This window comes from Ensifer sp. Root278, assembly GCF_001429285.1.
GTDB lineage: Bacteria > Pseudomonadota > Alphaproteobacteria > Rhizobiales > Rhizobiaceae > Ensifer.
This window is the reverse complement of sequence record NZ_LMJJ01000043.1, coordinates 156,617-173,318: the sequence shown is the minus strand read 5'-3', so window position 1 is coordinate 173,318 and position 16,702 is coordinate 156,617. Positions and strand designations below refer to the sequence as shown.

The 16,702-nt window shown below is 63.1% G+C and carries 16 protein-coding genes; 5 read left to right on the top strand and 11 right to left on the bottom strand.

The genetic code is table 11. The annotated features are described in order from the left end of the window. Window positions 1-432, bottom strand: a complete 432-nt coding sequence (locus ASE60_RS30010) for a CHRD domain-containing protein (protein ID WP_057255247.1) — start codon at window positions 430-432, stop codon at window positions 1-3. 128 nt (window positions 433-560) lie between these two features. Continuing rightward, window positions 561-1,124, bottom strand: coding sequence for a TetR/AcrR family transcriptional regulator (locus ASE60_RS30005; protein WP_057255246.1), 564 nt, complete (start codon window positions 1,122-1,124; stop codon window positions 561-563). 142 nt (window positions 1,125-1,266) lie between these two features. Here ASE60_RS30005 and ASE60_RS30000 point away from each other — a divergent pair, with 142 nt between their 5' ends. Then, window positions 1,267-2,469, top strand: coding sequence for an MFS transporter (locus tag ASE60_RS30000; RefSeq protein WP_057255245.1), 1,203 nt, complete (start codon window positions 1,267-1,269; stop codon window positions 2,467-2,469). 47 nt (window positions 2,470-2,516) lie between these two features. On the opposite strand, the gene ASE60_RS29995 is transcribed toward ASE60_RS30000, so the two are convergent. The 6 genes from ASE60_RS29995 to ASE60_RS29970 all read right to left on the bottom strand — a co-directional run bounded on the left by ASE60_RS29995 (window position 2,517) and on the right by ASE60_RS29970 (window position 7,860). Then, on the bottom strand, window positions 2,517-3,101 hold the full coding sequence (locus ASE60_RS29995; protein WP_057255244.1) for an isochorismatase family cysteine hydrolase: 585 nt from the start codon (window positions 3,099-3,101) through the stop codon (window positions 2,517-2,519). 139 nt (window positions 3,102-3,240) lie between these two features. After that, window positions 3,241-3,618: a response regulator gene (locus ASE60_RS29990; RefSeq protein WP_093232700.1), complete on the bottom strand. Its 378-nt coding sequence runs from the start codon at window positions 3,616-3,618 to the stop codon at window positions 3,241-3,243. A gap of 2 nt (window positions 3,619-3,620) precedes the next feature. Further along, window positions 3,621-5,147, bottom strand: coding sequence for an HWE histidine kinase domain-containing protein (locus tag ASE60_RS29985; RefSeq protein WP_057255242.1), 1,527 nt, complete (start codon window positions 5,145-5,147; stop codon window positions 3,621-3,623). 440 nt (window positions 5,148-5,587) lie between these two features. Beyond that, window positions 5,588-5,935, bottom strand: coding sequence for a metalloregulator ArsR/SmtB family transcription factor (locus tag ASE60_RS29980; RefSeq protein WP_244495734.1), 348 nt, complete (start codon window positions 5,933-5,935; stop codon window positions 5,588-5,590). Further along, the gene (locus ASE60_RS29975; protein WP_057255240.1) at window positions 5,901-6,419 is read right to left on the bottom strand and encodes an SRPBCC family protein; all 519 of its coding nucleotides are present in this window, start codon (window positions 6,417-6,419) and stop codon (window positions 5,901-5,903) included. The genes ASE60_RS29980 and ASE60_RS29975 overlap by 35 nt, the downstream gene beginning before the upstream one ends. A 109-nt stretch (window positions 6,420-6,528) precedes the next feature. Continuing rightward, window positions 6,529-7,860, bottom strand: coding sequence for a sorbosone dehydrogenase family protein (locus ASE60_RS29970; protein ID WP_057255239.1), 1,332 nt, complete (start codon window positions 7,858-7,860; stop codon window positions 6,529-6,531). 289 nt (window positions 7,861-8,149) lie between these two features. Between ASE60_RS29970 and ASE60_RS29965 the strand changes: the two genes are divergently transcribed. Continuing rightward, on the top strand, window positions 8,150-9,043 hold the full coding sequence (locus ASE60_RS29965) for a DMT family transporter (RefSeq protein ID WP_057255238.1): 894 nt from the start codon (window positions 8,150-8,152) through the stop codon (window positions 9,041-9,043). A gap of 258 nt (window positions 9,044-9,301) precedes the next feature. Here the strand turns inward: ASE60_RS29965 and ASE60_RS29960 are convergent, their stop codons facing one another. Further along, the gene (locus ASE60_RS29960; RefSeq protein ID WP_057255237.1) at window positions 9,302-10,753 is read right to left on the bottom strand and encodes an amidase; all 1,452 of its coding nucleotides are present in this window, start codon (window positions 10,751-10,753) and stop codon (window positions 9,302-9,304) included. 49 nt (window positions 10,754-10,802) lie between these two features. Here ASE60_RS29960 and ASE60_RS29955 point away from each other — a divergent pair, with 49 nt between their 5' ends. Beyond that, window positions 10,803-11,579 carry a LuxR C-terminal-related transcriptional regulator gene (locus ASE60_RS29955; RefSeq protein ID WP_244495733.1) on the top strand — a complete coding sequence of 259 codons (777 nt, stop codon included), beginning with the start codon at window positions 10,803-10,805 and terminating at the stop codon, window positions 11,577-11,579. Here the strand turns inward: ASE60_RS29955 and ASE60_RS29950 are convergent, their stop codons facing one another. Together ASE60_RS29950 and ASE60_RS29945 are read right to left on the bottom strand one after the other, a co-directional pair. Beyond that, entirely contained in the window at window positions 11,580-12,911 is a 1,332-nt protein-coding gene (locus ASE60_RS29950; RefSeq protein ID WP_057255235.1) for an APC family permease, read from the bottom strand. 158 nt (window positions 12,912-13,069) lie between these two features. Further along, window positions 13,070-13,900 carry an alpha/beta hydrolase gene (locus ASE60_RS29945; protein ID WP_057255234.1) on the bottom strand — a complete coding sequence of 277 codons (831 nt, stop codon included), beginning with the start codon at window positions 13,898-13,900 and terminating at the stop codon, window positions 13,070-13,072. A gap of 327 nt (window positions 13,901-14,227) precedes the next feature. On the opposite strand from ASE60_RS29945, the gene ASE60_RS29940 reads away from it, so the two are divergent. Both ASE60_RS29940 and kynA read left to right on the top strand, forming a co-directional pair. Then, window positions 14,228-15,847 carry a benzoate-CoA ligase family protein gene (locus tag ASE60_RS29940; protein ID WP_057255233.1) on the top strand — a complete coding sequence of 540 codons (1,620 nt, stop codon included), beginning with the start codon at window positions 14,228-14,230 and terminating at the stop codon, window positions 15,845-15,847. 4 nt (window positions 15,848-15,851) lie between these two features. Next, complete coding sequence (gene kynA / locus ASE60_RS29935; protein ID WP_057255232.1) at window positions 15,852-16,688, top strand: tryptophan 2,3-dioxygenase; 837 nt, start codon at window positions 15,852-15,854, stop codon at window positions 16,686-16,688. Window positions 16,689-16,702: the final 14 nt, after the last annotated feature.

The window sequence follows — 16,702 nt, the reverse complement described above, 5'->3', positions numbered from 1 at the left end:
CTACTGTGCCTTCTCCACCTGGCCGCGAATCTCGCCGTCGGGGAATTTCGCCGTGTGGATGTTGAGGTACCACTTTCCGCCTTGCAGATCTGCGAGCTGCTGATCGGTAAGCTCGGCAGAACCAGATTTCATCGAGGTCGAGATGTCGACGACCGGATCGGCATTTTCGCCCGCGGCTGCCGGACCGTGGAAATGGGCGGCGGTCGCATCCCCCGACAGGCCATCGGCGGTCACCGTCCAGGTCACCTTCTTCGTCGTCGTATCGAGGGTGATCTCGCCTGTGCCCTTGCCCGCGCTTTCGTTCGGCGGCACCTCACCCGATCCCGTCATGTCCGCCTTGAACTTCAGGGTTTCGGCCGAAACGCCGCCGGCGGCCAAGATCACAATAGTCGCAAGGCCAGCCAGAAGGGAACTCTTGTGGAACGGTCTCATCTCGCATCCTCCAGAACAGGTGTTGAGCAGGCGTTCCAACCCCGGGAACGGGTTTAGGTTCCGGTTGCGGGATCCTCACCAGACCTACGCGGGATGCGGGTGTTATGCTTCTTGGAAGCAACTACGCCTCAAGGCGCCGGCTTTGATGCCAGCGATGCCGTCACCAGACGCTCGACATGCGCCGCGTCCGGCGCACCGCCGAAGAGGATCCGGTACATGATCGGCGCGACGACGCCGTCCATAACGGCCTCGACATCCGTAAAGACTTCACCACGCTCCTCGGCGCGTTCGGCGATCACTTCGATCTGCTGCCTGGTGAAGTTGCAGCACTGGTAGGCACCGCTGCCATCCTGCGCCGCAAGCACGTCACGGATCATTTCGCGACCCGGCCCCGAGGACATTTCCTCGGCATATTGCTCGGCCCAGGCCATCAGATCACTGCCAAAACTTCCGGTGTCGACCGGCACCATGTCGGGACGCAGCCGCTCGACCGCGACGTCGGCGAGCAATTCCTGCAGGTCGCCCCAGCGGCGATAGATGGTCGAAGGCGTGACGCCCGCTTCCGCTGCGATCAGCGGAACTGTGACCTCGGTGCGCTCGAGCGTCGCCAGCAAGGTCTGCACGGCCTTGTGAACCGATGCCTGAACCCGGGCGCTTCGTCCGCCCGGCCGCGGGCTTTCCTTTGTCGCCATTCGCTCCAACCCCGTCTTTCTTCGGCCGTGCGGCCGATGCTTCAGAAATTCTCACAACAACATAAAAGCAAATTATTTGCTTTTAGCGCGAAGCATACCTAAATCTGCGAAACGCAACGATTTAGCTTTAAGGGTTATATAGATGTCTTCATCCTCCGAATCCAGAGAGAGCACTCGCGCGGCAAATCCCATTGCCTTCTACGCCGTCACGCTCGCGACATTCTTCGGCGCCTCCTCGGCCCCAACCCCGCTTTACCGCTTCTACCAGGAGAACTTCGCCGCCAGCCCGGTGGAGATGACCGTTATTTTCGCGGTCTATGCCTTCGCACTTCTCGTGGCATTGCTGATCGCCGGTTCGATCTCGGATCATCTCGGGCGCAAGCCGGTGATTTTCGCAGCGCTGCTCGTCGAGATGGCAGCGATGGCTCTGTTCGTCCTTGCCGACGGAACCGGCTGGCTGATCGCAGCACGCATCGTGCAGGGTCTTGCGACCGGCGTTGCCGGCGCTTCGATCGGCGCGGCGCTCGTCGATGTCGATCACGTCAGGGGACAGCTGGTCAACTCGCTCGCACCTTTGATCGGCCTGGCGGTCGGGGCGCTCGGCACCAGCGCGCTGATCCAGTACGGCCCCCTTCCGCTGCATCTCATCTATGTGCTGCTGTTCGTCGGCTTCATAGTCCAGGCGGCGGCGATCTGGCTGATCCCTGAAACCGGCGCGCGTCGTCCCGGAGCGCTGTCCTCGCTCATGCCGCGGATCGCCGTTCCGCAGCGCGCCAAGCGGCCGCTGGCGCTCGTCACCCCCGTAAATATCGCGAACTGGGCGCTTGGGGGTTTTTACCTCTCACTCGTCCCCTCGCTTGTCGCCGCCACCACGGGAAGCAAGAACCCGCTCACCGGAGGCGCCGTGGTCGCGGCGCTGATGGCCGCCGGCGCGTTGGGCGTCTTCCTTCGCCGCGCCCGCAACCCCAAGGCAAACCTGACCTTCGGTGTCTTGAGCACGACATTCGGCATGCTGACCGTGGTCGCCGGAACCCATCTCGCCTATGTGCCCATCCTGATCGTCGGCACGCTTCTCACCGGTATGGGTTTCGGCACGAGCTTCCTCGCCACGCTCGGCTCGGTCATGCCGCTGGCAAAAGCCGAGGAGCGCGCCGGGCTGCTGTCTACCATCTACATCCAGAGCTATCTGGCGTTCAGCCTGCCGGCAATTCTGGCCGGCTTCCTGGCGAAGGCGGTGGGCTACCAGCTTACGACCGACATCTATGCGGCAGCGATCATCGGTGTCGGGCTCATGGGGCTGATGGCCAGCCGGGCATCGCCAGAGAGGGAACCAAGCATGGCTTGAAGGGCGGCGAACAGGGTGGCGCGCAAAGGTTCCCGAATGGGCCGCGCCTAAGCCCGCGCCTGCGCAAGCCACTCATCGGTCGTTGCGATCTCCAGCTGAACCGAAAAGCGATTGCCGAGAAGCTCGAGCGCGGCATTGTGCGTCTGATCGACCGAGCTGCAGACCGCATCCTTCAACAGGATCACCCGGTAGCCAAGATCGATCGCTCCGAGCGCGGTCGCCAGGACGCAGACATCCGTCTCACCGCCGGTCACCACGATCGTTCCGATATCCTGGTGAGCGAGCAGGCTTTCCAGCTTGCCGCTTAACCAGGGGGAATAGGTGCGCTTGTCGAGAACACGGGCGGGCGGCACCAGACGCTGCAAGGGAGGAAGGAGATTGATCAGGCCCGGATCGAGCCGTGTCGCGGTCATCATCGGCCATTTTTCATAGTAGGGCCGCCACATGCCCGGCATTTCCGCCGGCGAATGTGGCGGGACGAACCGGGTGAAAATGGTGCGATCCGGAAAGCGGCTAGCGACCTCCACCACCTGGTCGGAGATCGTCGCCATCCAATCCACCTGCCACGGCGTCTCCTCGTTGAACATTCGCTGCATGTCGACGCAAATATGAATCCAGCGTTCCGCGTTCATGATCACAATCCACCCGACACATTGGGCCACCCAACGCATTTGGGTCCAACGAACAAACTCCGCGGGATGAAATGCGGTTCCTCATCCCGGCTGTACGCAATCGGTGCTGGTGTCAGCAACCGGGTACGACCCGGGCCCGTCACGCGCGGTTGCCTCCGAAAAGCGTCTTGAGCGTCTCCACCAGCACCGCACTCGCGAAGGGCTTGGAAAGGATCGGGGCCGCATGGTGCGTGCCGTTCAGGGCCGTGTCGCCATAGCCGCTCAATATGAGAAACGGGATCGATCTTTCATCGCATGCGTCGGCGACCGGGAGCCCGCTGTGCCCCTGGAGATTCATGTCCAGCACGACGGCGTCGATTTTCGTCTCCTCCTGCAGCAACCCCAATGCCCGCCCGACGGTTGGCGCAGGACCAATCACTTCGCCGCCGGCATCGACCAAGGTGTCCTCGATCGACATGGCCACCAGCATCTCGTCTTCGACGACAAGTATCCGGCGTCCCGTCAATATCCCAGACATGGTCATTCCCCCTTGTCGTCCATGCCGGCACGCTCACCGTCGACGAAGTCCATCGCGATCGTGCAGGTGACACCTTCCGGCTCGAACCGGAGATCGACGGGGTGTCCCAGTTCGTTGGCGAGGCCGCGGTTGAGAACGCGCAGCCCGAAACCCTGCCGCTGAGGGGGCGATGCCAGTGGTCCTCCGCGCTCTTCCCACCGGACCGTGCACACGTCTCTACATTGCCATGACAGCGCAACACGGCCACCGGGGCTCGATAGAGAACCGTATTTGATCGCATTGGTCAGCAATTCGTTGAACGCCATCGAAAGCGGCAGGGCCTGTTTCGGGCTGATGCGGATCGCAGGCCCGTGGAGAGCCACGCGCCCGTCTTCGATCCAGGCTGCGAGAACCGCCCGGGCGATGTCGTTCAGGTACACCGCCTGCCATGCCTCGCGGGTCAGCAGGTCGTGTGCCCCGGCAAGAGCAAGCAGTCGGCCGTTGAACGCTTCGGCAAAGGCTTCCGGCTTATCGGCACTCTTCAACGTCTGTTCGGCAAGGGACTGCACGGTTGCAAGCGTGTTCTTCACACGATGGTTGAGCTCACCGATCAGCAGCTTCTGGCGCTTTTGTGCTCTGCGCTCCTCGGTTCGATCCCTGAAGATCTTGAGATAGCGATCCGGTCCGCTCTCCTCGACGGGAAGCATGACGCCGGAGCCCCAGAAACGGGATCCATCCTCGCGATAGTGCCAGCGTTCGTTGGTCGCGCGCCCCTCCTCGCGCGCCGTTCGCATCTCCTGCTCGGGGACATCCGATGCTCGGTCCTGCGGGCTGAAGAAAATGTCACCCGGCTGACCGAGGATCTCGGTGTCGCGATAGCCGAGCAGCCGTTCGGCGCCACTGTTCCAGCTTGCGATCCGTCCGGCACCGTCGAGCGTGATGATCGCATACTCGCTGGCGCTGTCGAGGATGATCCGCAGCCGCTCGTTGCTGCGGCGAAGTCCCTCCTCGGCACGCTGGTGCGCCTCCTCGGTCCGTCTGCGCTCGATGCTGAAGCCCAGTTGCCGAGCGATCGTCAGGGAGAGGACGGCCTCCTCCTCCGTGAAGACATGCACCACTTCGCGATAGGTCATGAACTTTCCAATGACCACGCCGTTGGCGGTCAAGGGAATGAAGGCGAGCGCGCGAATCCCCTCGCCCCTTATGGTGTCCTTGAGCGCCTGAGGCTCTTCGGCAAGCTCTATGTCGCTGACGAAAATCGGGGTGGCTTCGCGGTCACCGGGCCTCCACGGTGAGTGACCGTCGACCGCCCGGCGATAGCCTTCGGAGAGCCCGCGTGAAGCGACGAAACGCATCACCCCCGCAGAGTCGAAAAGTAGGATGGAGGCGCGGCGGCAGCGCAAGGCTCGCTCGATCGCATCGAACGTGGCATCGAAAATGTCGGCCAGCGAATTGGCACGATAGAGCGCATCCGTGAACTGAAACAGAGCCGCCAGTTCATCCGCCTTCTTGATCCAGGAGCTATCGACGCCGGACGAACTCTGCCTCATGTCTGCACTCCGGGTCCCGGCCAGCGATCTACGGGGACCACCGCTAAAGACTGCGATCACGAATCCGCTTGTGAAATTGGTCCCACGCCCGGTGACCAAAAGGAGACAACTGTAGCGGGGCGTTTCGATTTCAAGCCTGCTGGAGCAGTCGATTGGACCGATCACGGGCAAGTGCGGGGAGCGACCGGGTGGGGGCTCTCGACCTTGATCGGCGCGATATAGGCTTCGCGAACCTAGGCAAGGCGCTCGCCGCGCGTGTCGGCAGGCGGTCCGTCGGCGAAAAAGCATCCACGGCTAAGGCCGTCGGCAACCATCGAATTGCAGCCGCAGTGCTGTTTCTTCGCAGCGACGCGTCCGATTGGATCACCGGCCAGGTCACCCAGGTTGCCGGCGGGCACGCACTTTGCTCCGAGCGGCCCAGCGCGGTTGGGTGTCTCGCGTCAGGGCGCCTCGACAAGCGACTTGAGCCGGCCAAGCGCCTTGTCCCAACCCTCAGCGATTGCCGTCAGGAACGCGCGCGCCTCTTCGAGACGGCGCGGATCGACCGCGTAGAGGACCTCCTTGCCGTGACGCTCGTGCACCACCAGCCTAGCCGCTACCAACACCTGCAGGTGCTTCACGATCGCCTGCCGGGTGATCGCCTGCCCCTCGGACAGCGCGGTTGCCGTCAGGGCACCGGCAGCCAAAAGCCGCGTGATCAGCGCAAGGCGGGTCGTATCGCCCAGGGCGGCGAAGACGCCCGCCAGTTCTCGCTCAGGCGTGTTCGACATGGCGCTTGATGTTTTCAATCTGGGCGCTCCAGCCACCGTCATTCATGAGAAATGCGCGCTTGCGCCGATGCGCCGGCACGCCTTCGAAGCCGGATTCCGTGACGGTCAGCCGTGTGTCCCCGGCAACGGCTTCCAGCCGGAATTCCACGAGTGTCGTCGGTTCCCGCGCGGGATCGCATTCGGCATCGAGGCCATAGGGTATCCAGCGAAAACTGAAAAGCCGCGGCGCATCCATTTCCTCGACGGTGCAAAAAACGGCATTCGGCTCGGGCTGGCGGATCGGTGTCGGCTCGATCCCGATCGAAGCCTGATATTTCGCAATGTCCTCCGCTTTGAACTCTCCCTTAAAAGAGCCGGCTATCGCCCGCCCCGGAGCAAAAGGCTCGTTCAGCTTTACGCCGAACCACTGCCCGAATTCCGAGACATCGGTTATCGCCCGCCAGACGCGCTCGATGGGCGCGCGCAACAGGATTGCCTTCTCGATACGATCGAACGAGCTCATGACGCTTTCCTTTCGTGCAACGATTTGGTTGCAAGTATAGGGATCGCAGACAGATGCGCAACCAAATAGTTGCACAAATGCCCCAGTGCCCCCTAAGCCGCGAGATCGCTCACCGCATGGGGGCGACCCGCCACACCTTGTTGCCGGCATCGTCGGCAACAAGCAGCGCGCCATCACGGGCGATTGCGACGCCGACCGGACGGCCGAGCGCCTTGCCGTCGTCGGTCAGGAAACCCGTCAGGATATCCCGCGGCGGGCCGGAAGGCTTGCCGTTGCTGAAAGGCACGAAGATGACCTTGTAGCCGCTGCGCGGGATCCGGTTCCACGAGCCATGCTGGCCTACGAAGGCGCCATTCTTCATCTCCGGGCCGAACACGTCGCCGGTGTTGAAGGTCAGGCCGAGCGAGGCGGTGTGGGGGCCGAGCGCATAGTCCGGCTTGATCGCGCGCGCCACCAGTTCGGGTTTCTGCGGCTTCACCCGCTCGTCGACATGCTGCCCGTACCAGCTATAGGGCCAGCCGTAGAAGGCGCCGTCCTTGACCGAGGTCATGTAATCGGGAACGAGATCGGGCCCGAGTTCGTCGCGCTCGTTGACGGCAACCCATAGCTCACCGCTATCCGGCTGCCATGAGAGGCCGTTGGGATTGCGAAGTCCGGATGCGAACGGCCGCATCTGCCGGGTGGAAAGGTCGATCTCGTGCACCGCGGCGCGTCCCCTTTCCTCCTCCATGCCGTTTTCGCCGACGTTGGAATTGGAGCCGACCGTGACGTAAAGCTTGGTCCCGTCCGGGCTGGCGATGACGTCCTTCGTCCAGTGATGGTTGCGGCCCGCGGGTAGGTCGACAATCTTCTCTGCGGGCGCCGTAATCTCGGTCGCGCCTTCCTGATAGGGAAAGGCCACGATCGCATCGGCATTGGCTACGAAGAGCTTACCGTCGAGCAATGTCATACCGAACGGTGAATTGAGCCCGGTGATGAAGGGCGTTTTCGTTTCCGCCACGCCGTCACCGTCCGCGTCGCGCAACAACGATATGCGATTGGCGCTCTTACTTCGGGCGCCGGCCCTGCCCTGGATGAGCTGAGCAGCAAAGGCCCGCACCGAAAAGCCGGGGTCGGGTTGGGGTGGCGCATTGCTTTCTGCGACCAGCACATCGCCATTCGGCAGCACGTGCAGCCAGCGGGGATGATCGAAGCCGCCCGCAAATTCCTTGGCGGCAAGGCCCGGCGCGGCCGATGGCATCATGCCTGCAGGCCAGGGCGTGGCTTCCGCGACAGCGACGGATGGCACGAGCTCCACCTTTGGTTCGACCAGGACCGGATCGGGACCGTAGGTCTTTTCAATCGGCACCGTAGCCTCCCGTCGCGACAGATAGCCGAGGCTCAGGCCGCCCGCGGCCGCGAGCGCTCCGAAGACCAGAAGGGCAATCAGGAGCTTTTTCATGGCGGATTCCTTTGATGTCCAACCTAACGGCAGCCGGCTTCAGGCGTTCCAATCGCCTGGCGAAAAGTGCTGAAAAATTCATTCGGAATCAACGTCGGCGCGTGGGCCCTTGGACATATCGCCTGTGGGCACAAGACGACCATGATGAGCGCTGTTGCAGCGTCTGCCGCCCGGCACGAAGCGCCCTGTTGATGCGGCTGAAAAAGCGCTGGACGAATGCCGTTCGCTCAAGCTTTAACGGAGGCCGAGGAGAGCTCCTTCGGGGCCGCAGTCTACCGATCGGAATATCATGCCAATTCATGAACTCGCCGCGCTGGGGGCCGCGACCTGCTGGGCCCTGACGGGGTTGATCTCGGCCGGACCGGCCGGCCACCTCGGCGCACCCGCCTTCAACCGCCTTCGGCAGATCTTCGTCACGGGACTTCTGGCAATCTATGTGCTCGCCACCGGGGCGTGGCGTGGGCTGGATGCGACAAGCCTCACGCCGCTGCTTTTGTCCGGCTTGATCGGCATTTTCATCGGCGACACGCTGCTCTTTGCCGCGCTCAACCGGCTCGGTCCGCGCCGCTCCGGCATCCTCTTCGCCCTCAACGCGCCGATCGCCGCCTTGCTCGGCTGGCTGGTGCTTGGCGAAGCGCTGTCACCAACCGCGATTGGAGGCATCGCGCTGACGGCCACCGGCGTGTTCCTCGCCATTCTCTTCGGCAAGCGCCGGGCGCAGATGCACGAATGGGAAAAGGTCAAGGGGCCGCTTTGGATCGGCGTCCTGCTCGGTCTTGGCGCCGCCACCGGCCAGGCGATCGGCTCGATCATCGTACGACCGGTCATGGCCGCCGGCATCGATCCTTTTGTCGCCTCCATGCTGCGTGTCGGCATTGCCGCCTTCTGCCTGAGCATCCTGATCCAGCTGCCCATTCCATCGGTCAAGCCGAGGGCGCCGCTGACCTTGAAGGTTGCCGCAATGACCGCACTGACCGGGGTCCTCGCTCTTGGCATGGGGATGACGCTGCTGCTCTTCGCGCTCTCGGGCGGCAAGGTGGGCATCGTATCGACTTTGTCCGCGACCTCGCCGGTCATGATCCTGCCGATGCTGTGGCTGAGGACGGGCGAACGGCCTGCCGCCGGCGCCTGGGCCGGTGCTGCCCTCGTCGTCCTCGGCATGGCGCTGATCTTCATTCGCTGACACCAAGTCATGGCGTGGCTCACTAGCCGGTCAGTGCGAGGTGACCGCCCCTCGCGCGATCGGCGGATTCTTCGATACCGAGCTTCGCATTCGCGGAACACGCCGGTACAACAACAATCAAGCAATTGATTTAATTAATTCCAGTTCATCGCCCGATGTGACATCGCCGAAAAGCAAGCCGTGGAAGTCGTTTCGGTGCTGAGGAAGCTCCTGCTGCTTTGAGGGGTCGGAGCCGGCCGATCGTCGGCGGCGCGCACGTTACCAGCGCCACCGCTCCGCCCGGCCGACGGCAAGACCCGAAGCCTGCAACACGCTCTCGATGGCACCGCCGAGCGACAGCACGTCTTCATCGGCGTAGCGGCGACCGACGATCTGCAGGCCGACTGGGAGGCCATCATTGGCGAGGCCGACAGGCACCGACAGGGCTGGACACTGCGGCAGCAGGTTGAACGGGCAGGTCATGTCCAGCCCGCGAAAGCGCCCGTCCGGCGTATCGGCAATGTAGTCGTTGTCGTCCGCGTCAGCCGAGGGGGCCGTGACCGCGCAAGTCGGGCAGAGCAGCGCATCGTAGCGGGCGAGGATCATGGCGAGATCACGCCACATCGCAGTCCGGAGCAGTTCCACCCGTTTGTAGACTGTAGCATTCATACCAAGCCCGCGTTCGATGAGCTCGACGACGATCGGGTCCATGCGCTCGCGGTAGCCATCGATCGCGTCGCCGAAAAATGCGGCCATGAACACGCACCAGAGATCGTACCACTGGTCGTTGACGGCGCGGGACCAGCCGATGTCCACGGGTTCCACCGTGGCGCCAGCCGCACGAAGCTGCTCGACCGCCGCAAGGATCGCGGCTTGCACGGAGGCATCGACGCTGTAGTAGCCAAGGTCCAGCGAAAGGGCGAAGCGCCGGCCCGCAAGTGAGCCTGCTCTTGCCCGGTCGGCCGCGAAGGAGAGCGGCAACGAGGCGATATCCGCATCATCGGGGCCGGCAGCCGCTGCCATGAAAGCGACAGCATCGCTGACGGTGCGCGCCAGCGGGCCGAAATGGGATATGTTGTCGAAGACGCTCGGCAGGATGGTCATCGGAATTCGCCCCAGGCTGGGCTTGAGGCCAACGACGCCCGAAAGTGCTGCAGGAATGCGCACCGACCCGCCCATGTCCGTGCCTTCGGCGAAGGGAACCACGCCGGTCGCGACAGCGACCGCTGATCCGCCCGAGGAGCCGCCGGAGGTTCGCTCCGGATTCCAGGGATTGCGGGTCACGCCCCAGCGTGGGCTCGACGTGAAACTGGAATGGGCGAATTCCGGCGTCGTCGTCTTGCCGATCAGGATCGCGCCGGCAGCCTCCAGCCGCTCGATGCACAGCGCCGTCTCCGTTGGAATCCAATTTCCACGCGTCCAGGAGCCGAGCGTGGTGAGATCGCCTTTGGTCGGTGTCAGGTCCTTGGCGGCGAAGGGGACGCCGAGAAGAGCGGGCGTGTCACCGCCGGTTGCGACGCGTTCGTCAGCCGCCCGCGCCGATGCGATTGCCGCCTCCTCCCGCAGCAGCGTGAATGCGTTCAGCGTCTGATTGACGACTTTCGCGCGGCGCAGCGATTCGACAACGACCGCTTCAGCCGAAAAATGGCGGGCGCGGATGCCGGCAGCGATCTCCGTTGCGGGCAGGTCGAGCGGATGCGTGGGCGCAAGGGTGCGAGAAACCGTCTGCATGACTGCGGACTCCGTGCTAGGTCTTGTCTTCGACAGGTGGGGAATGGACGTGGCAGCAACATCCGGCGGAGCGAGCGCCTATATCGATGCCTGGAACGCCGGGCTCGCAGAGGCCATATCGAACCTCGGCGAGCCCGGCTTCCCGGAAACCCTGGAGCGCGCGCTTCGGCAACTCGTCGCCTTCGAAATGATGAACGGCTTTGCCTATTCGCCAGGCGGCAAGGCCTTCGATCTCCATAACGAGCGCATCGTCGGCGACCGCGTCACCATCGTCGATCACTACCTTGCCGGCGCCTATATCCTCGACCCGTTCTACGATGCTGTCCGCAACGCAAAACTCGACGGCGGCGTCCTGGTGATGCGACGGTTGGCGCCGGACCGCTTCACCGAGACGGAATACTTCCGCCGCCACTACCAGGCGACCGGCATCGTCGATGAGATCGGCTTCATTTTGAAGCTTCCGCATGTCGATGCCGTGCTGTCGCTCTCGCGCATCGGCGACGTGCCCGGCTTCTCCCGCCGTGACATCGCCCGGCTGGAAAGTGCTGCGCCGATCGTGCGGGCACTCGCCGAACGGCACTGGCGCGCGCGGTTCGACCCGCCCCGCGAGGAGGATGACGCCGCGGCGACGATCAGCCACCCGTTGCTCTCGAAACGGGAGCTGGAGATCGTGACCCTGATCCTCAAGGGTCACTCGACCTACTCCATCGCAGCGACGCTCGGCCTCTCGCCGAATACGGTCAAGGTCCATCGTCGCCAGGCTTATGCCAAGCTCTCCATTTCCAGCCAGGCGGAGCTCTTCCATCTCTTCCTCAGCCGCCGCTGATCATTCGACGAACTCCACTTCCGGCGGCGCTGACTGGAAGAACCGGGTGAGGTAGGCGAGATAACACACCCCAATGGCCAGCCAGATGATACCCAGGAGCTTGGCGTGGCCATCGAGATTCCACAGCAGGAACAGGTCGCAGACCGCGCCGACAGCCGGAACGACAAGCCCCAGCAGCGCGCCAAGCGGCCGGACGATTGCGTTGCCCTGCAGATAGAGCGCGATCACCGAGACATTGACGGCGGTGAAGGCGAGGAATGCGCCGAAATTGATGAAGGACGTCGAGGTCGTCACGTCGAGTGTGAGCGCAAGCAGGCCGACGATGCCGACGAGCACGAGGTTGAACACCGGCGTGCGCCATTTCTCATGCAGCTTGCCGAAGATCCCCATCGGCAACACGCCGTCGCGGCCCATGGCGAAAAGCAGCCGACCGACGCTCGCCTGTGCCGCAAGCCCCGAGGTGAACTGGGCAACCACGAGCGTGGCGAGGAACAGGGTCACGAAGATATCGCCGCCGATCATCAGAGCGATTTCCGACGCAGCGGAATCCACAGAGGTAAATTCGCCGCCGGGATGGGCGAGCTGCGTCACATAGGCCGAACCGGTGAAGATGATCCCGCCGATCACCGCGATGATCATAATCGCCTTCGGCATCGTGCGGGTTGGGTCACGCGTCTCTTCCGTCAGGGTTGAGACGGCGTCGAAGCCCAGGAAAGAATAGGCCGCGATTGCCGCACCGGCGACCGAGGCGCTGAACGGCACATTCGCTTCGAAGAATGGCCGCACCGACGCAAGCCCACCGACGCCATTGATGGCAACGACATAGCGTGCTGCCAGCGCGACGAAGGCGATCAGCACGGTGAGCTGCACCAGCATCAGCACAACGTTCACCCGGTTGGCGAAAGCGATGCCGATGACGTTTACCGCCGTCGTCAGCACAATGAAGCCGACGATCCACAGCCAGGCCGGTACGGCCGGGAAGGCGGAACCCAGATAGGCGGCGCCGATCAGCCAGATCACCATCGGCAGGAAGAAATAGTCGAGCAGCACGGCCCAACCGACGAGGAAGCCTGCACCGGAATTCAGCGACTTGCGGGCGTAGGTGTAGGCGGATCCGGCGACCGGATAGACCTTCGCCATGATCCCGTAGCTCGCGGCCGTCAGGAAAATTGCAAGCGCCGCGATGAAATAGGCCATCGCCGTCGTGCCCTGGCTTGCCGAGGCCAGCGCCCCGAACGTGCCGAACACGATCATCGGCGTCATGTAGGCAAGCCCGAACAGCACCACGGACCACAGACCAAGGGTTCGATCGAGTTTAATGTTTTGTGTCATGTTCCCCTCCTCCAACGAACAGACTGGAAGCGTCGGGGAAACCGAGGGCTATGCCAATAACCCTAGGGTGTTATGGCACCTCTCGATGACATTTCGAGGGCGAGCCAGAAGGGCGACCCGGATTTCGCAACCACCCGCCCTTGGTCCGGCACAGCGCTTCACACCGAAAGCAGGGTTCGCGTCAGCGGATGCCCGGCGTCGGCAAGGCCGTCGATGACGTTGAAGTGGTGCCTGTCCGGTTCGACGATGGCGGCCGTGGTTGCACCCAGTCCCGTCCAGATATTGGCAAGCAGGGCATTCTGGCGCAGGAACTCGGCGCGCTCGCCGCCGCCGACCCAGCAGGTGATGCGGGTATCCCGCATCGGCCGCAGCAGCGCCGGGCTTTGCGAAAGAGCCTCCGCCTCATCGATCGCAAGCTTCTCGTTCATCCCGGTCGACATGATCGGCCGCAGGTCATGCACACCCGAGATCGAGACGACGTTGCGGACGCGTCCCTGGACATCCGGCGAGAGCGGCGCGGTCGCCGTGATCATTCGGCTGACGAGATGGCCGCCAGCCGAATGGCCTGTCAGCATCAGCGGCCCTTCGACCAGCTTTGCTGCCTCACCGATTGCCGCGGCGACTTCCTCGACGATCCCGGTGATACGGATCTCCGGGCAGAGCGTGTAGGACGGCATGGCGACGGCGTAACCGCTGGCGACAGCGCCTGCGGCGAGATGCGACCAGAAGCTCTTGTCGAGCTGCAGCCAGAATCCACCGTGCACGAAGACGACCAGGCCTTTCGCCGCGCCATCGGGGAAGAAAAGGTCCATGCGATTTCTGGATCGCTCGCCATAGGCAAGGTCGAGTTTCGCCAGCCCTGATGCCGAAAGCGCATTGCGGAATGCCTCCGCCGGCCCAACCCATGCCTGCGGCCACCGGTCGCCCCGCGCAATGTTCACGCCATTGGCATAGGCGTCGTTCCAATCGGAAACACGGTGTTCCAGCATCGATGCAATCCTCCCTTCGATGTCTCCCCACGCATAGAAATCGCCTGCCCCATCAAGAAACGCAATGCGTCATTCAAAAAAACTTTAGGCTTGAAATAATTTTGGACTGGTGCGATGCTGCCCCATGTTCAGCCGAGAAGTGGAGGTCTCGCTGTGCCCATCACGATCACTGGAGCCGCCCTAGCGACGGCATGCGCCCATCGACGACGATGCGGCGAGGCTTGGCGTCTGTTCGCACGGCAGGGCTCCGCGCGACGACCAGAACTTTAGCCGGCTTTGAAAATGCCTGGACAACGGGCAGAAACTGAACAAGGGAACAGCCGCCATATGCTTGGACCGACTTCGCACGTCGATACGTTCACACGCGACCATCTGCCGCCACCGGAAGAATGGCCGGAATTCCGTCTCGAAGACTTCGACTACCCGGACCATCTCAACGCCGCCGTCGAATTGACGGATGCCATGGTCGCCAAGGGTTTTGGCGACCATACCGCGCTGATCGGCAACGGGCGCCGGCGAACCTACAAGGAGCTGTCCGACTGGACGAACAGGCTCGCCCATGCCCTCGTCGAAAACTACGGCGTGAAGCCTGGACACCGTGTGCTCATCCGCTCGGCCAACAATCCGGCCATGGTCGCCTGTTGGCTGGCGGCCACCAAGGCCGGCGCCGTGGTCGTCAACACCATGCCGATGCTCAGAGCCGGCGAACTGACCAAGATCGTCGACAAGGCAGAGGTCAGCCTGACGCTTTGCGATACCCGCCTGATGGACGAGATGATCGCCTGCGCCAAGGACAGTCGCTACCTGAAGCAGGTCGTCGGCTTCGACGGGACAGCAAACCACGACGCCGAACTCGACCGCATTGCGCTCGACAAGTCTGTGGTCTTCGAAGCGGTACACACCGGTCGTGACGACGTCGCCCTTCTCGGTTTCACCTCGGGCACGACAGGGGTCCCGAAGGCAACCATGCACTTCCATCGCGATCTCCTTGTTATTGCCGACGGCTATGCCAGGGAGGTGCTCGGGGTGACACCCGACGATGTCTTCGTCGGCTCACCGCCGCTCGCCTTCACCTTCGGTCTCGGCGGCCTTGCCATCTTCCCCTTGCGTTTCGGCGCGGCGGCAACGCTGCTCGAGCACGCGACGCCCGCCAACATGGTGGAGATCATCGAGAAGTACAAAGCAACGATCTCGTTTACCGCTCCGACCGCCTATCGGGCGATGATGAAGGCGATGGACAACGGTGCCGACCTTTCGTCGCTCCGGGTAGCGATCTCGGCGGGCGAAACGCTGCCGGGGCCTGTCTTCGAGGAGTGGACGGAAAAAACCGGCAAGCCGATCCTCGACGGGATCGGCGCGACAGAGATGCTGCATATCTTCATTTCCAACCGCTTCGAAGACCGCAAGGCCGCCTCGACCGGCAAGCCGGTCGGTGGCTACGAAGCCCGGATCGTCGATGACGAGATGCGGGAGGTCCCTCGCGGTACGGTCGGCAAGCTCGCGGTGCGCGGCCCGACCGGCTGCCGCTATATGGCGGACGCCCGCCAGCGCGATTATGTCCGCGACGGCTGGAACCTGACCGGCGACGCCTTCTACCAGGACGAAGACGGCTTCTTCCATTTCGCCGCCCGCTCGGACGACATGATCGTTACCGCCGGCTACAACATCGCCGGCCCCGAGGTCGAGGCGGCGTTGATCTCGCACCCGGAAGTCGCGGAATGCGCCGTCGTCGGTGCCCCCGATGCCGAACGCGGCCAGATCGTCGAAGCCTATGTCGTGTTGATTTCAGGCGTCTCGGCCGACGACGCGACGATCAAGCGCCTGCAGGATCATGTCAAGGCGACGATCGCGCCTTACAAATATCCGCGATCGGTCAAATTCCTGGAGAGCCTGCCGAAGACAGCCACGGGCAAGATCCAGCGGTTCCGATTGCGCTCGGAGAACTAAAACCATGAGCAAATCATACGATCCTTCGAAAGAAGGCGCCCAGATGTCGTTCAAGGGACGCATGTCCTACAGCGACTATCTCATGCTGGAGAAGGTGCTGGACGCACAGGAGCCGCTTTCCAAGGCCCATGACGAGATGCTGTTTATCATCCAGCATCAGACGTCGGAGCTCTGGATGAAGCTCGCGCTGCACGAGATCAACGCCGCAGTCCGCTCGATCCGCGACGACCGGCTGGAACCCGCCTTCAAGATGCTGACGCGCGTGGCGCGCATCTTCGAACAGTTGAACAGCGCCTGGGACGTGCTGCGCACGATGACGCCCAGCGAATACACCACGTTCCGCGAATCGCTCGGCCAATCCTCCGGCTTCCAGTCGTGGCAATACCGGGCGATCGAATTTCTCGCCGGCAACCGCAACGTCGCCATGCTCGGCCCGCACGCGCACCGTCCCGACATCATGGAAAAGCTCGAGGCGATCCTGGCCGCGCCGTCGCTCTACGACGAAGCGATCCGGCTGCTTTCGCGCAACGGCTTCGACGTCGGGGACGAAGCGAGCAAGACCGATTGGCGCGAAACGCGCGTGGAAAGCGACAAGGTCTTTGCGGCGTGGCAGACCGTCTACCGCGCCCCGGAGCGCTACTGGATGCTCTATGAACTCGCCGAGAAGCTGGTCGATTTCGAGGACTATTTCCGCCGATGGCGCTTCAATCACGTCACGACGGTCGAGCGCATCATCGGCCTGAAGCGCGGAACCGGGGGTACATCCGGCGCGTCCTATCTGAAGAAGATGCTCGAAGTGGAACTCTTCCCAGAGCTCTGGCACGTGCGCACGGGTCTCTGATAGAACACAACTCA

Bases quoted from the DNA above. Each gene is read 5' to 3' on its own strand.
- ASE60_RS29940 (WP_057255233.1), top strand. From the start codon at position 14,228: ATGCTTGGACCGACTTCGCACGTCGATACGTTCACACGCGACCATCTG.
- ASE60_RS30000 (WP_057255245.1), top strand. From the start codon at position 1,267: ATGTCTTCATCCTCCGAATCCAGAGAGAGCACTCGCGCGGCAAATCCC.
- ASE60_RS29960 (WP_057255237.1), bottom strand. From the start codon at position 10,753: ATGCAGACGGTTTCTCGCACCCTTGCGCCCACGCATCCGCTCGACCTG.
- ASE60_RS29985 (WP_057255242.1), bottom strand. From the start codon at position 5,147: ATGAGGCAGAGTTCGTCCGGCGTCGATAGCTCCTGGATCAAGAAGGCG.
- ASE60_RS30010 (WP_057255247.1), bottom strand. From the start codon at position 432: ATGAGACCGTTCCACAAGAGTTCCCTTCTGGCTGGCCTTGCGACTATT.
- kynA (WP_057255232.1), top strand. From the start codon at position 15,852: ATGAGCAAATCATACGATCCTTCGAAAGAAGGCGCCCAGATGTCGTTC.
- ASE60_RS29995 (WP_057255244.1), bottom strand. From the start codon at position 3,101: ATGAACGCGGAACGCTGGATTCATATTTGCGTCGACATGCAGCGAATG.
- ASE60_RS29965 (WP_057255238.1), top strand. From the start codon at position 8,150: ATGCCAATTCATGAACTCGCCGCGCTGGGGGCCGCGACCTGCTGGGCC.
- ASE60_RS29945 (WP_057255234.1), bottom strand. From the start codon at position 13,900: ATGCTGGAACACCGTGTTTCCGATTGGAACGACGCCTATGCCAATGGC.
- ASE60_RS29970 (WP_057255239.1), bottom strand. From the start codon at position 7,860: ATGAAAAAGCTCCTGATTGCCCTTCTGGTCTTCGGAGCGCTCGCGGCC.
- ASE60_RS29950 (WP_057255235.1), bottom strand. From the start codon at position 12,911: ATGACACAAAACATTAAACTCGATCGAACCCTTGGTCTGTGGTCCGTG.
- ASE60_RS29975 (WP_057255240.1), bottom strand. From the start codon at position 6,419: ATGAGCTCGTTCGATCGTATCGAGAAGGCAATCCTGTTGCGCGCGCCC.
- ASE60_RS29990 (WP_093232700.1), bottom strand. From the start codon at position 3,618: ATGTCTGGGATATTGACGGGACGCCGGATACTTGTCGTCGAAGACGAG.
- ASE60_RS30005 (WP_057255246.1), bottom strand. From the start codon at position 1,124: ATGGCGACAAAGGAAAGCCCGCGGCCGGGCGGACGAAGCGCCCGGGTT.